Here is a 17,197-nt window from a genome sequence, read left to right on the forward strand (position 1 = left end):
AGCGCTAGCAAGCCACGGTTTGGGCGTGTTGACCAGCCCGACGCGGAGTGCGCGCGGCTCTGGCAGACTCCGACACCACATGGTGGACGAACAGGCAGGCGCCACGGGCGCGGCGAAGCGCACGGTGTACTGCGAAGACGCACTCGTGTGGCTGGAGGCGCGGCCGGTGTTGGAGGGCAGCTCGGCCATCGCGTCCCTGCCGGACTGGTCCGAGTTCCCGTCCCTGTCGCTGGCGGAGTGGAAGGCCTGGTTCATCCGCGCCGCGGCGCTCATCCTCGCGCGCGTGCCGCCCGAAGGCGTGGCCATCTTCTACCAGACGGACGTGAAGGAAGAGGGCACCTGGGTGGACAAGGGCTACCTGGTGGCTCGCGCCGCGGAGGAGGTGGGCGTCGACCTGCTCTGGCACAAGGTGGTGTGCCGGCGGCCGCCCGGGACGGTGACGTTCGGCCGGCCCGCGTACTCCCACATGCTGTGCTTCTCGCGCGGCGTCCGCGTGGACATGGCGAAGTCCACGCCGGACGTCCTGCCCGAAGCGGGCGAGGTGACGTGGACGCGCGGCATGGGCGTGGAGGCGTGCCTCATCGCGTGCCGCTTCATCCTGGAGCACACCCGCACGCGCACGGTCGTGGACCCCTTCTGTGGCCACGGCACCGTGCTGGCCGTGGCCAACGCGCTGGGGCTGGACGCGGTGGGCGTGGAGCTCAGCCGCAAGCGGGCGCGCAAGGCCCGCAACCTGCGCGCGGAGCTGATGGACGGCACGCTTGTCCTGTCAGGCGCCCATGGCACGGGCGCGCCTGTGAGCGACGACGACGCGCTGTAGTCACCCTTGCGGCGACCGCGCCGCGACGTCCTCGCCGGGCGCCGGAACGAAGGCCGCCGGGGCGCCCGACTCCCGCGCCACGGTGGCCTCCAGCTCACCGATGAAGGCCGCGAAGAGCCGCTCTTCCAGCGCCAGCGCGGCATCCAGCGTGGCGCCCACCGCGGTGAGGCGCTCGACACACGCATCCTCGATGGTGCGCCGGTGGCTCTGCTCCTCGGTGACGACGCGCCCCAGCTCCTCGCGCACGGCCGGCTGGCGGGACGCGGCCTTGTAGAGCGGGTACAGCACCATGGCGCGCCGTTCGATGGCCGTCGTCGTGAGCAGGTAGTGCAGATAGACGTCCGGCGCGCCCGTGAAGGACGTCGCCCAGGTGGCCAGCTCGTGGTCCAGCGCCTGGAAGTAGCGGCCCGCGGCCTCCGGGCAGAGGAACGTGGTGATTTCCGCGCCAGCGACCTCGGCGGACAGGCGCTTGAAGGCGAAGGCGTGGCGCGTCTCGTCGGCCAGGTGCCCCAGCACCTCCAGCGTCGGGTGCCGGTCCGCCACGGTGCGCGAAATCTTCCGCGCGCCGATGAACTCCATCAGGGACAAGGTGTGGAGCCAGCGCGCCTCCAGTTCGGGCGTCTGGGAAAGCTGGCGGAGCACGGCCTGGATTCGGTCACGCATGAGGCCGTCCTCTAGCCCGGCGCCGGGCCCCATTGCGAGCCCGAAGACAGGCCCAGCCCCGGAGAACGGCATCGACGCCCCTGCCGGTCAGCTCGCGGCGACGGCTTCAACGGGCTTGCGAGACGTCGCGGAGCTGCCCACGGACGCCAGGATGATGCAGCCGATGGCCGCCCATTGCACCAGCGACAGCCGCTCCTTCAGCAGCAGCAGCCCGGACACGGCGGCCATCGCCGGCTCCAGGCTCATCAGGATGCCGAAGGTGCGCGTGGGGAGCGCCTTGAGGGCGTACATCTCCAGCGAGTACGGCAGCGCGCTCGACAGCACGGCCACACACAGGATGATGGGCAGCAGCGACACGTCCAGCAGCTTCATGCCCGCGTGCGCGACCCCGAAGGGCATGACGAGCAGCGCCGCGACGCACATCCCCAGCGATGCCGCCGTGCCGCCGTGGACGGTGCCTCCGGCCCGCTGACCGAAGAGGATGTACAGCGCCCAGCAGGTGGCGGCCACCAGCGCCCAGAAGACGCCCATCCAGTCCAGCGACCGCGACGTCTCCGACAGCGGCAGAATCAGCAGGATGCCGGCCACGGCCAGCAGCGCCCACACGAAGTCGAGCGCCCGGCGCGTGGAGAAGAGGGCCAGGGCGAGCGGCCCGGTGAACTCGATGGCGACGGCGATGCCCAGCGGGATGCGCTCCAGCGCCAGGTAGAAGGTCAGGTTCATCCCGCCCAGCGCCGCGCCGTAGATGGCCACGGCCCGCAAGTCCTTGCGGGTGAGCCGCTGCCGCCAGGGCCGGAACACCGCCGCCAGGATGAGCGCCGCGAAGAACACGCGAAGCGCCGTGGCCCCCGCCGCGCCCAGCACGGGGAAGACTTGCTTGGCCAACGAAGCGCCCGTCTGGATGGAGGCCATCGCGACGAGCAACGTCAGGACCGCCACCGTGACCGGCCCCGGCTTCGTCAAGACTCGAGACATTCCGCGCACCTCTTCCACCGCACCCTCTGTCCATCCCGTATCACCCGCCTGCCTTGAAGGGTGAAGAGAACACGCTGGACAACACTCGCCTGGCCGGGAGTTTGACGGCGCGGGGGCGCCTTCGCTTTGCTCGGGGGTGAAACGACTGTGCCGGGCCCCGGGGGGGAGCCAGCATGACGCCAAGAGTCCGAGAAATCCGGTTCCATCCACTTCGCACACGACGAGAATGCCCACCGCGCTGGGATGCCCGCACGGGCGCGCTCGCGACGCCGCGGCCTCGAAACCGTGCGCTCAAGCCAGCGCACGGTGGCGAGCGCGGTGACACCGTCCGTGACGACGCGCTGACGGCCTACCTGGCGCGCTGCAATGAGCTGGGCGCGGTGGAGGGTCCGTTGGGTGCGCGCACGCTCAACCCCGCCCTGCGGCCCGTGGTGGAGGCCCTCCACCACGTGCTCGCGGGCGGCGAGGTGTCGGTGCAGCTGCTCCAGCGCGGCAACGCGGACATCGTCAACGAACTGAACCTCCGGGCCGAACACGCCACCGAGGAGTCGTCCAGCCTGGGTACGGCGGGTGACATCCTGTCCGCCACCGTATGAGTCCGCGCTCCGCCGGGCGACAGGCCCTCCTGTCCTCGTTCCGGCGGTGGACGCGCGCCCAGGATGCCGCGGAGGTGCTGGCCGCCTCGGGCCTGGGCGCGTGGCTCGCGCTCTGTGCCTTCGTGCCGAGCCTGCTGGCCATGACAGCCTGGGCCCCCGGCGCGCGGAGCTTCTTCGGCATCCACTTCGGCACCGCGCTGCTGTGCGCCGCGCCCATGTTGACCAGCGGCGTCCTGTTCTCGCTCGTCCACCGGCGGCGCCGCCGCATCGAGCCCTGGGGCTGGGTGTGGCTCATCTTCGGCGTGGCGACGATGCACTTCTTCGTGGCCGCGCTGATGGCCCTGTCGGCGCCGCCAGGGGCCGCCGTCATCGCCTCGCTGTTCCTCTTCACCACCGCCTTCCATGGACGGCTGCACCGGGTGACGCCGCACCAGCCCTTCCTCGCCCTGGGCACCGCCCTGGCCCTGGCGCTGGCCCTGCCCTTGCGCGGCAGCGACGAACACCTGGCCCTCTTCGGCGTCATCGGCCCCGCGGCGCTCACCGCGCAGCTCTACCTGGGGACCTTCGCCGTACAGCATGACCGGGCCCGCGCGGACGCGGAGCGCCTGCGCGCCGCTGTTCACGCGCAACTGCTGGAGCAGCAGGAGCGCGACGTGGGCCGCCTGTCGCAGGCGCTGTCGGAAATCCTGGGCTACCACCACGACATCGACAACGCGCTCATGGCGGCGGGCAGCGCGGCGGACATGCTGGCCGTGGTGGGCGCGCACCGCCCGGGCCCCGGCCGCACCGAGTTCGACGACCTGCTCCGGCAGCTCAACGACAACCTGACGCAGATACGGGACATGATGATGGACGCCCGCACCAAGGGGCGGCGCCATGCCGGCATGGAGCCGGAGCCCGTGGAGCTGGCGCCGGTGCTGGACTCGGTGCAGGCCAGCGTGGGCCTGCGCTTCCCGGACGTGGACATCCAGGTGGAGGTGGAGCCGCCCTCCCCGCCCCTGCGCGCCCTGATGCGCGGCGGCGCGCCCACGCTGCGCCGCGTGGTGGAGAACCTGGTGCTCAACGCGTGCGAGGGCAACGGCGAGGAAGGCGCGGCGCGGGTCCACATCCATGCACGCGTGGAGCCGCTCAGCGGGCGCCTGGAGGTCACCATCACGGATGATGGCCCCGGCTTCCCGCCCGGCCAGCTCGGCCGCCCCGCCGAGGCGCTGTACACCAGCAAGTCCCACGCGACGGGCCTGGGCCTCTACACCAGCGAGTGCCTGCTGCGCGCCAGCGGCGGCATGCTGCACCGGCAGAACGCGGCAGGGGGCGGCGCCGTGCTCCGCATGGTCCTTCCCAGGGAGTACCGATGAGCGGCGGAGCCCTGTACCAGGAGTCACTGCGCGCGCTTCGCCGGCTCGGCTTGCCGGAAGTGTCGGAGCGGGACGTGCTCGCGGCGCTGGAGGCGGCACAGCCGGGCCCCCTGTCCCTCTTCTACGAGGCGGGCGCGGAGGCCGGCCTGCCGCGCGAGGCCCTGATGGCGCGCGGCGCCGGGCTCTTCCTCAGCTTCAGCGCGGGCAACCTCGCCGACGACCTCATCGACGGCGAGTGCACGTACCACGACCCACCCATCCGCGTGGGGCCGTGCGTGCAGTTCATCCTCCAGAACCTGGCCTTCGCCACGCTGTGCGGCGCGCAGGCGCAACTGCCGGGCCCGGTGCTGGAAGAGGCGGTCCGCACCCTGGCGGTGGCCGCCGGCCCGCAGGCGCTGGAGGTGCGCGCCAGCGACTGGACGGCGCCGTTGTTCCGCCAGGTGGCGGAGGGCATCGCCGGCCAGCAGTGGGCCGCGTACCTGCGCGTGTTGTGGGCGGGCACGGTGCTGGAGCCCCGCGCGGCGGCGGCGGGCCGGGCGCTGGGCGTGGCCGCGCACGTGGCGGAGGACATCCGCACGCGGGACGTGCGGTTCACCAGCATGCCCGGGGCGGACCGTCACGCGGTGGTGGCCTGGGCGCGCGCCGCCGCGCAGGCGCTGCGCCGACTGGACCTGCGCTGCCTGGACGCGGCGCTGCGCCGCATCGAACCGATGCTGCCAGAGGGGGAGTCATGAGAGCCGAAGCCGTGCAACCCGAGTGGAGACGCGACGAGGTGAGCGCGTACTACGAGGCGAAGACGGAGCGGCTGCTCCAACGCTACGGGCCCGGCCCCCGCGTGCACTATCACTCCGGGCTGGTGGACGTGGTGCCGCCGCCCGGCGCGTCCTCGGAGGTGCTGCGCGACACGGTCCATGCCGCGCAGGAAGCACTGCTGGTGGAGCTGGCGCGCGCCGTGGGCCGCTTCCCGGACGGCGGCGAGGTGCTGGACGTCGGCTGCGGCCTGGGCGGCGGCGCGATGTACTGGGCCACCGAGCATCAGGCGCACGTGACGGCGGTGACGAACGTGCCCTCGCATGTCGCGCTGGTGCGCGGCTTCGCGGAGGCCGCGGGCGTGAGCGCGCGCGTGCGTCCCATCCTCTGTGACGCCCTCTCCGTTCCGGGCCGCGCGGCCTTCGACGCGGTGGTGGCGGTGGAGAGCGCCTGCTACCTGCCGCGCGCCGAGTGGTTCCGCCGCACGCGGACGCTGCTGAAACCAGGCGGCGTGCTAGCCATCGCCGACTGCTTCCTCTGCCGCCCGGAGCTGGCCCCCGGCTTTGATCGGTATTGGCGCACGCGCATCGGCTCGCTCGATGAGTATCTGTCCGCCGCGCACGCCGCGGGGTTGGAGCTGGAGGTACGCGACGACGTGTCCTCACGCGTGGTGGGCTTCTGGTCGCTGACCCTGGAATTGATGGTGCATGAGCGCGCTTCGGCACACCCCTCCCAGCATCCCCTGCGTGCGCTCGCGCAGGCCGGCCGCGGCGAATCCAGCCGCGAGCACCTGCGCCTGCAACAAGCGTTGATGGACGGCGGTCTGGAGTACGGGCTGCTCGTGCTCCGGCGGGTGGACTGAGGCCGCGACACCTCCGACAAAAGCCAGCCCCTGGCCGCCCGGCCGCAGCCCAGGCGTGCGTGTGCAACGGCCGAGGGGACGGGGTGCAACACGCGAGAGCCGCCTCCAGCCTTGGGCCAGTCGCTACTCAGGGAGGAAACGCGATGCAGGCTTTCAATCGGTGGATGGTGCTCGGTGCGGTGGCGGTGGCGATGTCCGTCACGGGATGCAGGGAACAGAACCGTGACCAGCGAGGGACGACCACCCCGGGCATGGAGGGCACCGGCGGTAGCGGCCAGGGCAACCAGCCGCGCCCCAGCGACGGCACCGGCGGCACGGGCGGCTCCGGCCACGAGATGCAAGGCTACGACGCCGGCACCGGCGGCTCCGGCCACGAGATGCAAGGCTACGACGCCGGCACCGGAGGCTCCGGGATGATGAACGACCACAACACCCAGGACACCGGGACACACAGCCCCGAAGGTCAGCAGTAGGCCGCCTGCTCGCGAACGGCCGCGAGCAAGCAACCCACGGGGTCCGGGATGCTCCCGGGCCCCGCTCCGCGTCTGGACCTTCGCTCGGAACAACCTGGCGAGTCCGCCACGCCGACCCGTGAGGATTCTCTCCGGACCTTCGGCTCTGTCCTACCCGGCACACCCATTGTGGCCGCGAGTCGACGCCACCCAGGCACAAAGGGAGGGGTCGCTGTCGGCCAGCGACCGTGCGTCCGGGCCGGAATGTCGGGTCACCCGCCCGCATCGGGTACGTTGTGCGGCGCGCCATGCCCTTCAAGTTCGTTCATGCCGCCGACCTGCACCTGGACACGCCTTTCCGGGGCGTCGCGACCCAGGGACCGCTCCTGGGACGCTTCCAGGATTCGACGTTCCGAGCGCTCACGCGCATCACGGAGGTGTGCCTGCGAGAACGGGTGGCCTTCCTGCTGCTCGCCGGAGACCTCTTCGACGTGAAGGACCGCTCGGTGCGCGCGCGGCTGGCGCTGCGGCGCGAGCTGGGCCGGCTGGACGCTGCGGGCATCTCCACCTTCATCGTCCACGGCAACCATGACCCGCTGAGCGGAGACACCGGCGCGCTGGGGCTTCCGCCGTCGGTGAAGGTGTTCGGCCCGGACTGGGAAGAAGTGGAGGTGAAGCGCGAGGGCCGGCGACTGTGCCGCGTGCAGGGCATCTCCTACCCGGACGTGGAGGTGCGCGACGACCTCTCCGCGCGCTTCCGCCGCACCGGGGACGGCTTCAGCGTGGGGCTGCTGCACGCCAACCTGGGCGGCGCGGAGGGCCACGCCAACTACGCCCCCTGCACCACCGCGGGCCTGGGCTCGCGCGGACTGGACTACTGGGCGCTGGGCCACGTCCACACGCGCGCCGAGCACATGCTCCCCGGCGGCGGCGTGGCGGTGTACCCCGGCAACCCGCAGGGCCGGCACGCGAACGAGACCGGCCCGCGCGGCTGCATGTTGGTGGAGGTGGAGGACGGCGGCATGCGGCGGCGCTTCATCCCCGTGGACGGCGTGCGCTGGCACAAGCTGGAGGTGCCGCTGTCCGGCGTCAACACGCTGGACGGGCTGCTGGCCACGGCGATGGAAGGTGTGGAGGCACGCTGCGCGCCCGAGCTGGACGGCCACGCGGTGCGACTCACCCTCACCGGAAGAGGTCCGCTGCACCGCGAGCTGGCCCGCCCTGGCGCGCTGGCACAGTTGGAGGTGGACCTGCGCGAACAGCTCGCGAGGAGCCACCCACCGGTGCTGCTGGAGTCGCTGCGGGACAGCAGCCGGCCGGAGGTGGACCTGGAGGCGGTGTGCGCGGCGGGCGGCTTCGCGCGCACGCTGCTGGACGAGGTGGGCTTCCTCGCGGAGGACCCGGCGGCGCTGGCCCGGTTGTGGGAAGAGGAGACGCTGGGCGCGCTGAGCCAGCGACTGAAGCGGCTGGGCGTGGACGCGCTGGAGACGCCTCGCGCGGAGTGGGTGGCGCAAGCGGGGCTGCACGGCGTGGAGTCGCTGCATGAGGAGGAGACGTCATGAAGCCGGGGCTGCGCATCGACGCGCTGCGCGTGCTCGGCTTCGGCCGCTTCTCCGGCCTCACGCGCGACCTGGGGCCGGGACTGCACCTTTTGTACGGCCCCAACGAGGCGGGGAAGAGCACGCTGCTGGCCTTCCTGCGCAGCATGCTGTTCGGCTTCGAGAAGCGCGGGCAACCGGAGCGCTACGAGCCGGCCCACGGCGGCGCGTTCGGCGGCGAGCTGACGCTGACCACCCACGCGGGTCCACTGCTGGTGCGCCGCATCGCGAGCCGGCGCTCGTCGGAGGGTGAGCTGTCGGTGCGCGACGCGGAGGGGAAGGAGCTCTCGAAGGAGTCGCTGGAGAGCGCGCTGGCCCACGTGTCGCGCGAGCTGTTCTTCGACGTGTTCGCCTTCCGCCTGGATGAGCTGGCCGGCTTCGAACGGCTCACCGAGCAGCGAGGCGCCTCCGAGGCCCTGGTGGCCGCCAGCATGCGCGGCGCGCGCCGGCTGCCGGAGGTCATGGACCAGCTCCGCAAGCGCATCGAGAAAATCTACAAGCCGAACGGCGTGACGCCCTCGCTGAACGTGACGCTGAAGGCCCTGGAGGACGTCCAGGTCCGGCTGCGGCAGGAGGGAGACCGGCCCGCGCGCTACTTCGCGGAGAAGGAGCGGCTGGGCGCGCTGGTGGAGGAGCAACAGACGCTCGAAGCGGCGCTGCTGGAGACGGGGACCGGCCTGGAGCGGCTGACGCGGCTGGAGGCGGCGCTCGGGGACGTGGCGGCGCTGACGCAGGCCCGCGCCGAGCTGGCGACGCTGCCCGCGCTGGAGACCTTCCCCGAGGCAGGTGAGTCGCGGCTCGAGGACGGCCTGCACCGGCGCCGGAGCTATCGCGCGGAAGGCGCTCGGCTGGCGGAGCGACTGGCCACGGTGGAGGCCGGGCTGGAGCGGCTGTCCGCGCCATCCGGCGTCCGGGGTCGCGAGGAGGCGCTGAGCCAGGCTCTGGCGGCGTACACCGAGGGCGCCGCGCTGCTGCGCGCCCTGCCCTCCCGCCGGGCCGCCCTGGCGGAGAAACAACGGCAGGTGGAGCTGGCCTTGCGCGAGCTGGGCCTGCCCGTGGATGGACCCGGCCTGTTGGCGCTGGACTTGAGCGTGAGCGTCCGCGTGACGCTGGAGGAACTGGCGCTCCGGCTGGGAGCGGCCGAGGTCGCGCATCGCGAGGCGGAGGGCGCATGGGCCCGCGCCGTCTCGGAGCGTGAGCGACTGGATGGCGCGCTGGCGCGAGTGGACGCCGAGCTGTCGACGCTGCCGGAGGAACGGGCGTCGCGGATTCGCCAGCAACAGGCGGGGCTGGGACGGCTGCGCACCGTGCGCGCGGAGATGGAGCGCCTGTCGGAGCAGCGGGCCGAGCTGCACCGGCAATTCGAGAGCGTCCGCACCCAGGGCGAGCCGCAGGCGACGGCGGCGGTGCTGCCCACGTGGTGGGTGCCGGCGGTCGCGGCGGTGGTGGTGGCGCTCGCGGTGACGGCGTGGCTGCTGGCGGGCAACGTGGTGGGCGCGCTGTGCCTCGTGGGCGGCTTGCTGCTGACAGGCGTGCTGGAGCTGGCCCGGCGCCGTGTGGAGACGGCGCGCGACGCGGACGTGGAGGCACAACGCGCGCGCCAGCGCTGGCGGCAGCAGGAAGAGGAGCGGCTGCGCGCGGCCTTGATGAGCCTGTCCGCGCGGGAAGAGCTGCTGCACCGTGAGTTGCTGTCCGCGGCGTCCGAGGCCGGACTCAACCTGGTCGCGACAGCGGCGGACATGGCGGCGCGGGAAGCCGTGCTGGCGGATGCGCTGGAGCGAGCGGGACGGAGGGAGCAGCTCCAGCGGGAGCGGGAGACCCTGCACGCCGAGCACACCGCCGCGCGACGTGAGGAGCACCGCGCGAGTGAGGCGGTGGGCGAGGCGGAGTCGCGGCAAGAACAGTTGGGCGCGGAGCTGACGGCCCTGCTGTCGGAGCGGCGCTTCCCTCCCACGTTGGCCGCGTCCGCGGCACTGGCGCTGTGGCGCGACGCGGCGGCGCTCCGTCAGCGACTCCTGGACGTCGGCGCGGAGGAAGCCGCGCTCACGGTGGACGCGCAGGTCTGCGCCCTGGTGACGTCGCGGCTGTGGGCGGAGGCCGTGGTGGCGGAGCTCATCCCGGGCGCGACGGAGGCCCGCGAGCTGGACGCTGGCGTCATGGAGCCCCTGGCGTCTCGGGTGGCGGCGGCGCTGGAAGCGGAGCGCGCGCAGAGCCTGGAGCGCAGGACGCTGGAAGAGCGGCGGCACGAACTGCGAGCGGAGAAGGCGCGGCTGGACGGGCTGTGCCACGACGAAGAAGCGGCGTTGGCGACGCTGCTGGCCGAAGGTGGCAGCGCCGACGAGGAGACCTTCCGCCGCCGCGCCGCACAGGCACGCCGCTACGTGGAGCTGACAGGCCGGACGCGGGAACTGTCACACCGCATCGAGGCGCGCACGGGCCTGTCGGAGACGCTCGCGCGGCAGGCGCTCATCGACGTGGGCGGCGAGCAGGGCCTGCGCGTGGAGCTGGAATCCCTGCGCGACAGACAGGCGGAGGCCCAGGACCGGCTGAAGGCGGTGCTCACGGAGCGCGGCGCGCTCAGCCACCAATTGGAGCAGTGGGAGAACGACGACGCGCTGGCGAAGCTCCGCATCGTCGAGGAGTCCCTGCGCGCACGGGCCGCCGAGCTGGCAAAGCAGTATGCGGCGGACCGGCTGACCCTGGCACTGCTGGCGCGGGCGCGCCGCCGCTTCGAGGAGGAGCAGCAGCCTCGGGTGGTGCAGCTCGCCTCGGAGCACTTCGCCACGCTCACCCAGGGCCGCTACCAACGCGTCTTCATCCCCACGGGAGAGGAGCGCGAGCTGCGCGTAGGTGATGGCCAGCGCGACTGGAGCGCGGCGCAACTCTCCCGAGGGACGCGCGAGCAGCTCTACCTCGCGTTCCGGCTGGCGGTGGTGCGCGACTTCGGCGAGACGCGCGGGGCGCTGCCGCTCATCGTCGACGACGTGCTGGTGAACTTCGACCCGGAGCGGGCGCGAGGCGCCATCCACCTGCTGGCGAAGCTCTCCGAGCACCAGCAGGTCATCGCCTTCACCTGCCATCCCTGGCTGCGAGACGCCTTCGCCGCCGAGGGCGCGCGGGTGCAGGCGCTGGACGCCTCCACGAGCGAACCGCCCGCGCCCGTGTCCGTGCTGAAGACGGGTTAGCCCAGCGAAGCGCCAGGATGACGTGCCCGGAACGTATCGGGGCTATGTCAGGTTCCGTCCCAGGTGACGACCCTCCGAGCCATGACGACCACCGAGATGCAGAACCCCGAACGACAGGGGACGACAGGACTGCCCGACGGGCGCGTGTTGGGCTGGAGTGAGTGGGGGCCTCTCACAGGCAGGCCCGTGTTGCTCTGTCCGGGAGCAGCGACCAGCCGATGGTTGGGCTTTGGCTCGGCGGTGTTGGAGCAGACAGGCATCCGGCTCATCTCCGTCGACAGGCCCGGCCTGGGGGCGTCCACGCCCATGCCACAGCGGAGTCTCCTGGACTGGGCCCGTGACATCCGGAACTTCCGTGTTGCGCGGGCGCTGAATGGGCTTCGCGCGGTGGGCTTCTCCCAGGGCGCGCCCTTCGCCCTCGCTTGCGCCGCCACGCAAGAGGTGGAAGCGGTCGCGCTCGTCTCAGGCGGGGACGAACTGGCACACCCGGCCATGCGAGCACTCCTCCATCCGGACATCGTGAAGCTGGTGGACCTCACCGCCACGGAGCCCGCCCAAGCCGAGGCATTCTTCGCGGGGATGAGTCCTCAGATGATGTGGAACATGGTCATCGGCATGAGCCACGAAGCGGACCGCGCCGTGTACACCGAGCCACGCTTCGCCGAAGCGTACCGGCGCGCGCTGGACGAAGCGTTCTCACAAGGCACTGCGGGCTACGCACGAGACACCGTGCTGGCCATGTCCCGCTGGCCCTTCGAGCCCGAGTCCATCTCCGTGCCGGTGGACCTCTGGTACGGCGGGCTCGATACGAGCACCGTTCACTCACCCGACCACGGACAGACGCTCGCGACGAGGATTCCCACGGCCCGGCGCCGCGTGGAGCCAGACGCCGGGGGCGCACTGCTATGGACGCACGCCGAGCGCATCCTCGCGTCGCTGATTGTCCGGTAGGCGCCGCGCGACACCTCCAAGTACAAGCCCACCTGCCACGAGCCTGTGGCACACTGCGCGCGCCATTCGACTCCTCTTCTCCATCGTCTTCTGGGCGTTCCTGATGCTCTCCAGCGCCGTGCTCTTCGTGGGCGCCGTGCTGGTCTGGCTCGTCACGTTGCCGTTCGACCGCGACGGGCGCGTCCTGCATCTGTATTCGTGCTTCTGGGCGCAGCTCTACTTCTACGTCAACCCGCTCTGGCACCTGGAGGTCGACGGCCGCGAACACCTGCCCTGGCGGGGCCCGGCCGTGCTCGTGTCCAACCACGAGTCGCTCGGCGACATCCTGGTCCTCTTCGGCCTCTACCGTCCCTTCAAGTGGGTCTCCAAGGCGTCGAACTTCAAGCTGCCCCTCATCGGCTGGAACATGCGGCTCAACCGCTATGTCCCCCTGGTGCGCGGCGACAAGGCGAGCATCATGAAGATGCTGGCCGACTGCGAATACTGGCTGTCTCGCGGCGTGCCCATCCTCATGTTCCCCGAAGGCACACGCTCCTCCGACGGCGTCGTGAAGCCCTTCAAGGACGGCGCCTTCGCGTTGGCCTTGAAGCAGCGCTGCCCCGTCATCCCCGTGGTCCTCACCGGCACCGCGCGCACCCTGCCCAAGCACGGCCTGGTGCTGGAGACCACCGCCCGCTGCCACGTCCAGGTCATGCCCCCTGTCGACCCCAGCGCCTTCACCGATGTGGCGTCCCTGCGTGACCACGTCCGGAATCTCATCGTCTCGGAAAAAGCGCGCATCGAGGCCCTGACGCCCGGCGCCTGACGCATCCCTCCCGGCCCGCCCCTTTCACCGGCTCCAGAACCCAGGCAAAGATGCCCACCGGGTTCGAGGCGGGGCACTCCGAGGAACGCGATGCGCAAACAGCCGGTGGTGATGGTCGCGCTCGGTGGACTCGCACTGGCGCTGGCCGTGGCGCTCGTCCATGTCCAGGACGACTCGGGTGCTCGACCACCGCCGCCCACCGCGCAGCGCGGTCCGTCGCTTCGAAAGCTCGACGCCCCCACCCCCCCGCCGAAAGGCAACCACTCGCTCCGTGGCCGCGTGCTCGACCCGTGGCGCCGCCCCGTCGCAGGCATCCAGGTCTCCGCCACGCGTGAGATGCCCGGCGAGTCCCTGTCCGCACTTCCCTGTGACACACGCGCGCCGGACGTGTCGCTGTCCTCCGGCGACTGCATGGGAGCGCCCGAGGAGGAGGTGCGGGGCCTCGTCGAGGTGGGCCACGGCGGCGCGCCCGTGGTGGCCCAGGCCGTCACGTCGGCGGAGGGAACGTTCCGTCTCGAAGGACTGCCCGAGGGCACGGTGGCGCTCTGGGCCATCGGCGAGCATCACGCCACGCTGGCGCTCGACGTCAGCACCGGCGCGCAGGACGTGACGCTCGTCCTCGACCCGGGCCTCTTCCTTCCGGGCCGCGTCATCGTTGAATCCGGCGCGCCGCTGCCCGGAGCCCGCGTGACGCTCTTCCACCAGGAGCACTCCCGCTTCTTCGATGCCAGGACTGGCGCGGATGGCCGCTTCGCCTTCGGTCCGCTTCCACCGGGCGACTACACCGTCGTCGCCGCCAGTGACGGCCTGCTGACAGACTCCCTTCAAGACGTGGAGATGGAGGACCTGAATCCCATCGTCCTCCACCGACCCCGGCGGCTGTCCGGGCGCGTGCTTGCCCAGGACACGCCCGTCGCCGGCGCGGAAGTCCACGTGGCCTACACGTCGTCCGTCACCGTGACGGACGACCAGGGCCGCTTCTCCTTCGAGCCACTCTCTCCAGGTGATTACGAGGTGCGCGCGGAGCACCAGGGCGCCTACGGCTTCGCCATGGTGACGCTCACCGAGGAAGACGGGGACGCGGACACCACCGTGCACCTGGGCACGCTCATCTATCTGGAAGGCACCGTTCGCGACGAGTCCGGGCGCCCCATCCCTGAAGCCCATGTGGGCGCTGGCGCGGCCAGGGGACGGGCCCCTCCCGTGGACTACGCCACCACGATGGCGGACGGCCGGTTCCGGCTGGGCCCGCTGCGGCGGGAGCCCTACATCTTCAACGTCCTGGCCTCCGGCTATCTGGGCACGCTGCGTGACGAAGTCGCCACGCCTGGACTGCGTCTGGACTTCACGCTCGCGCGCGCCCACGTCATCCGAGGCATCGTCATCGACGCCCAGGGAACCCCCGTGCCCGATGTGGACATCGACCTGGACAGGGAGTCGCTACCCGACACCGAGATAGACTTCGAGCGCGTGGACGCCACCAGGTCGGACGAGCACGGCCGCTTCGAGCTCGCGGCCCCCCAGCCAGGGCGCTACGAAATCGTCTTCACCAGCCAGGGCCATCTGGAGGCGCGGGTGATGGCGGACGCCCCGAGCCCCGAGCTCCGCGTGGTGATGGAGGCGACGGCCCGCGTGGAGGGCACCGTCACGAGCGCCCAGGGCCTCCCCGTCCACCACATGGCGATTCACCTCGAGGCTGACAGCGACGCCTGGAGCTCCCACGCCGTCGAGAGCGACGAGGAGGGGCGCTTCTCCATCACCGGGGTGCTCCCGGGCACGTACCGCCTGCACGCGGGGACGAACACCCCCCCGGCCCCCCGAGCGGCGTCGCGTACCGTCACCGTGCACGGCTCGGAGGTCGTGAATGCCTCGCTGCGGCTGGAGACCGGAGCGCCGGTGTCCGGCATCGTCGTGGACGAGCGCGGGCGCCCGGTGGCGAACGCCACGGTGGAGGGGCAATCCCTGTCGGGCCAGCGCGACGACCTCCCCCCCAGCGTCACCACCAGCGACGACGAGGGCCACTTCACCCTGCACCACCTGGCGGAAGGTGAGTGCTCGCTGCGCGCGGCGAAGGGCCGGTATGTGTTCGAGGCCACCGAGCCGCGTGCTCCCGGCGTCGCGCATCCCGCGGTCCTCGCGCAGTCGGGAGCTCGCAACGTGCGGCTGGTGCTGCGAAGCCAGGGGAACGTCCATGGCCGCGTGGTGCGCGCGAATGGCACCCCCATCACCCGCTTCACCATCAACCAGGAGCCCTTCCGGGACCCCGAGGGGAGCTTCAGGTTCGCCGCCCCCGTCGCAGGGACACAGCGGCTGACCTTCGAGGCCCCCGGGCTGACGCGCGCCGTGCGCGAGGTGCAGGTCCCCGCGGCCGAGGACCTGGACCTGGGGCAGGTGCGGCTGGAGGCTGGGCGCAACGTCCGCGGCCGGGTGGTGGACGCGGCGACGTCGAAACCCATCGAGGACGCCATCGTCGAGGTCCACCTGCCGGGTGAAGGCGGCACATTCGAGGAAGTCACCGCGCTGGCCGTGGACGTCTCCCAACCGGATGGCACTTTCGCCTTCCCACTGCTGGAAGCGCGCCCGCTGGACGTGCTGGTCCAGACGAACCAGGGGCACCCCATCCTGCGCCATCGGATTGGTACGGGTGACGAAGCCTTGGAGTTGCGGGTGTATCCGGGCGCGCAGGTGGAAGGCACCCTGAAGGACCGCGACGGAAACCCCGCGGAAGCCGTCGTGCAGCTCGTCGCCGAAGACAGGGACTACTCCGCCTCGGTGGACGACGCGTTGGGGACGTTCCAGGCCCGGAACGTCCCGGCGGGCACCTACACGCTGTCGGCGTCCATGGGACAGAACGCGGAAGGCCGCAGCGTGGCCTTCCTTCCGCAGCGCGTGAAGGTTCCCCCCATGGGGAAGGTGACGTTCGCCTTCACGGAAGCCACCGGTGGCGGCACGATGCGACTCGGCATCCGGATGCCTCCCGTCAAGCCGGACGTGGGGATCTACAAGGCGTTGCTGTCGGGCACGCTGCCACCGACCGTGTCCGGCCGGGAGCTCCGCACCCGGGCCCGCTTCGGAGACATCCGAGCGTCCACGAAGAGCCTGGAGGGCGTGTTGGTGTACGAGCAGCTCCCGGCTGGGGCGTACACGTTCATCGTCCTGCTGGAAGAAGAGGGGAAGCCCGCTCGCTTCACCGTCCACCGGGAGGAGCTCTTCCTCGCGGAGGGGGAGACGCTGGAGCGGGACATCCCGGTGACGCCACGGCCCCTGCCCTGAGCGCGGGTGCGATTATCGGTTGTCCCAGCCCACGCCTAGAGTGAAGCGGATGAGCGACAAGCGCCCCCTGGCGGACACGACCGAGCTGGAGCTGGACTGGCGTGGCCGCGCCCCCCGTCAGCCGGAGGTGCCCTCCAGCGCGGCCTTGGAGCCGCTTTCCGAGGTCGAGGTGCCGTCCGGCGCGGGCAAGGGGCTCCCGGGCGACCCGCGCCACATGAGCATCGAGCTGCGCCAGTCGGTGCAGGGGATGATGGAGACGCCCGCGCTGCGCATGCGGCAGATGCGCGAGGGGCTGGAAATCATCTTCGGCGCCCAGACGCGCAACCGCTACGAGGTGTGCGACGATACGGGCCGCGTCGCGCTCTACGTGGAGGAGGAGGCCCGTGGCTTCGGCGCCATGCTCCGGCGGACCTTCTCGCCCTTCTACAAGGCCCGGATGGAGTGCATGACGCTGGGCGGCATCGTGGCGCTCGTGGTGGAGCGCCCCTGGAGCATCCTCCTCACGAAGGCGGACATCCTGGCCTGGGACGGCCGACTGATGGCGCGCATCCAACAGCGCTTCACCCTGCTGGGACGCCACCTGGACATCGTCACGCCCGGCGGCGCCGTCATCGCCACCGTGAAGGGCCCGCTCCTCAGACCCTGGACCTTCCGTATCTTCCAGAATGACGTGGAAGTGGCCGTGGTCCGCAAACGCTGGAGTGGCTTCCTCCAGGAGAGCTTCTCCGCCGCGGACACCTTCACCCTCGACTTCCAGCCCCAGTGCACCGACTTCCGGCTGCGGCAGCTGGTGCTGGCCGTCGCCCTGCTCATCGACCTGACGTACTTCGAGAACAACAGCCACCGCGCCGCCCTGGGCCCGGGGCTGGACCTGTTCGACGCGTTGATGTTCTGGAAGAAGTAGCGTGGTAA

14 protein-coding genes are annotated in these 17,197 nt (G+C 71.5%); 12 read left to right on the forward strand and 2 right to left on the reverse strand.

Features of this window, described 5'->3' with window-relative positions; translation table 11 throughout:
* The first annotated feature begins 79 nt into the window (after positions 1-79).
* Positions 80-820, forward strand: a complete 741-nt coding sequence (locus tag BLU09_RS19280; protein ID WP_167371116.1) for a site-specific DNA-methyltransferase — start codon at positions 80-82, stop codon at positions 818-820.
* Here the strand turns inward: BLU09_RS19280 and BLU09_RS19285 are convergent, their stop codons facing one another.
* Together BLU09_RS19285 and BLU09_RS19290 are read right to left on the reverse strand one after the other, a co-directional pair.
* Positions 821-1,483, reverse strand: coding sequence for a hypothetical protein (locus BLU09_RS19285; RefSeq protein WP_186817684.1), 663 nt, complete (start codon positions 1,481-1,483; stop codon positions 821-823).
* An 87-nt stretch (positions 1,484-1,570) separates the two neighbouring features.
* Positions 1,571-2,458, reverse strand: a complete 888-nt coding sequence (locus BLU09_RS19290; RefSeq protein ID WP_090491018.1) for an EamA family transporter — start codon at positions 2,456-2,458, stop codon at positions 1,571-1,573.
* Positions 2,459-2,631: 173 nt separating this feature from the next.
* On the opposite strand from BLU09_RS19290, the gene BLU09_RS39430 reads away from it, so the two are divergent.
* From BLU09_RS39430 to BLU09_RS19345, 11 genes are all read left to right on the forward strand, one after another.
* Positions 2,632-3,054: a hypothetical protein gene (locus tag BLU09_RS39430; protein WP_244171851.1), complete on the forward strand. Its 423-nt coding sequence runs from the start codon at positions 2,632-2,634 to the stop codon at positions 3,052-3,054.
* Positions 3,051-4,409 (forward strand): sensor histidine kinase, encoded by a 1,359-nt coding sequence (locus BLU09_RS19300; protein ID WP_090491019.1) that lies wholly within the window; start codon positions 3,051-3,053, stop codon positions 4,407-4,409. Before BLU09_RS39430 ends, BLU09_RS19300 begins: the two co-directional genes overlap by 4 nt.
* The gene (locus BLU09_RS19305) at positions 4,406-5,143 is read left to right on the forward strand and encodes a hypothetical protein (RefSeq protein WP_090491020.1); all 738 of its coding nucleotides are present in this window, start codon (positions 4,406-4,408) and stop codon (positions 5,141-5,143) included. Before BLU09_RS19300 ends, BLU09_RS19305 begins: the two co-directional genes overlap by 4 nt.
* Positions 5,140-6,021, forward strand: coding sequence for an SAM-dependent methyltransferase (locus tag BLU09_RS19310; RefSeq protein WP_090491021.1), 882 nt, complete (start codon positions 5,140-5,142; stop codon positions 6,019-6,021). The genes BLU09_RS19305 and BLU09_RS19310 overlap by 4 nt, the downstream gene beginning before the upstream one ends.
* A 143-nt stretch (positions 6,022-6,164) precedes the next feature.
* Positions 6,165-6,494: a hypothetical protein gene (locus BLU09_RS19315; protein ID WP_090491022.1), complete on the forward strand. Its 330-nt coding sequence runs from the start codon at positions 6,165-6,167 to the stop codon at positions 6,492-6,494.
* A gap of 287 nt (positions 6,495-6,781) precedes the next feature.
* The gene (locus BLU09_RS19320) at positions 6,782-8,035 is read left to right on the forward strand and encodes a metallophosphoesterase family protein (RefSeq protein ID WP_174256807.1); all 1,254 of its coding nucleotides are present in this window, start codon (positions 6,782-6,784) and stop codon (positions 8,033-8,035) included.
* Complete coding sequence (locus BLU09_RS19325; RefSeq protein WP_090491024.1) at positions 8,032-11,256, forward strand: AAA family ATPase; 3,225 nt, start codon at positions 8,032-8,034, stop codon at positions 11,254-11,256. Before BLU09_RS19320 ends, BLU09_RS19325 begins: the two co-directional genes overlap by 4 nt.
* 81 nt (positions 11,257-11,337) lie before the next feature.
* Positions 11,338-12,207: an alpha/beta fold hydrolase gene (locus BLU09_RS19330; protein ID WP_244171852.1), complete on the forward strand. Its 870-nt coding sequence runs from the start codon at positions 11,338-11,340 to the stop codon at positions 12,205-12,207.
* A gap of 103 nt (positions 12,208-12,310) precedes the next feature.
* On the forward strand, positions 12,311-13,012 hold the full coding sequence (locus tag BLU09_RS19335) for a lysophospholipid acyltransferase family protein (protein WP_186817685.1): 702 nt from the start codon (positions 12,311-12,313) through the stop codon (positions 13,010-13,012).
* A gap of 90 nt (positions 13,013-13,102) precedes the next feature.
* Entirely contained in the window at positions 13,103-16,285 is a 3,183-nt protein-coding gene (locus tag BLU09_RS19340) for a carboxypeptidase-like regulatory domain-containing protein (protein WP_090491026.1), read from the forward strand.
* A 49-nt stretch (positions 16,286-16,334) separates the two neighbouring features.
* The gene (locus BLU09_RS19345; RefSeq protein ID WP_244171853.1) at positions 16,335-17,189 is read left to right on the forward strand and encodes a phospholipid scramblase family protein; all 855 of its coding nucleotides are present in this window, start codon (positions 16,335-16,337) and stop codon (positions 17,187-17,189) included.
* Positions 17,190-17,197: the final 8 nt, after the last annotated feature.

Source organism: Myxococcus virescens (assembly GCF_900101905.1).
GTDB classification, from domain to species: Bacteria; Myxococcota; Myxococcia; order Myxococcales; family Myxococcaceae; genus Myxococcus; species Myxococcus virescens.

Coding starts and splice junctions, on each gene's coding strand:
- BLU09_RS19325 (WP_090491024.1), top strand. CDS start 8,032: ATGAAGCCGGGGCTGCGCATCGACGCGCTGCGCGTGCTCGGCTTCGGC.
- BLU09_RS19340 (WP_090491026.1), top strand. CDS start 13,103: ATGCGCAAACAGCCGGTGGTGATGGTCGCGCTCGGTGGACTCGCACTG.
- BLU09_RS19335 (WP_186817685.1), top strand. CDS start 12,311: ATGCTCTCCAGCGCCGTGCTCTTCGTGGGCGCCGTGCTGGTCTGGCTC.
- BLU09_RS19300 (WP_090491019.1), top strand. CDS start 3,051: ATGAGTCCGCGCTCCGCCGGGCGACAGGCCCTCCTGTCCTCGTTCCGG.
- BLU09_RS39430 (WP_244171851.1), top strand. CDS start 2,632: ATGACGCCAAGAGTCCGAGAAATCCGGTTCCATCCACTTCGCACACGA.
- BLU09_RS19345 (WP_244171853.1), top strand. CDS start 16,335: ATGAGCGACAAGCGCCCCCTGGCGGACACGACCGAGCTGGAGCTGGAC.
- BLU09_RS19280 (WP_167371116.1), top strand. CDS start 80: ATGGTGGACGAACAGGCAGGCGCCACGGGCGCGGCGAAGCGCACGGTG.
- BLU09_RS19330 (WP_244171852.1), top strand. CDS start 11,338: ATGACGACCACCGAGATGCAGAACCCCGAACGACAGGGGACGACAGGA.
- BLU09_RS19285 (WP_186817684.1), bottom strand. CDS start 1,483: ATGCGTGACCGAATCCAGGCCGTGCTCCGCCAGCTTTCCCAGACGCCC.
- BLU09_RS19320 (WP_174256807.1), top strand. CDS start 6,782: ATGCCCTTCAAGTTCGTTCATGCCGCCGACCTGCACCTGGACACGCCT.
- BLU09_RS19290 (WP_090491018.1), bottom strand. CDS start 2,458: ATGTCTCGAGTCTTGACGAAGCCGGGGCCGGTCACGGTGGCGGTCCTG.
- BLU09_RS19305 (WP_090491020.1), top strand. CDS start 4,406: ATGAGCGGCGGAGCCCTGTACCAGGAGTCACTGCGCGCGCTTCGCCGG.
- BLU09_RS19310 (WP_090491021.1), top strand. CDS start 5,140: ATGAGAGCCGAAGCCGTGCAACCCGAGTGGAGACGCGACGAGGTGAGC.
- BLU09_RS19315 (WP_090491022.1), top strand. CDS start 6,165: ATGCAGGCTTTCAATCGGTGGATGGTGCTCGGTGCGGTGGCGGTGGCG.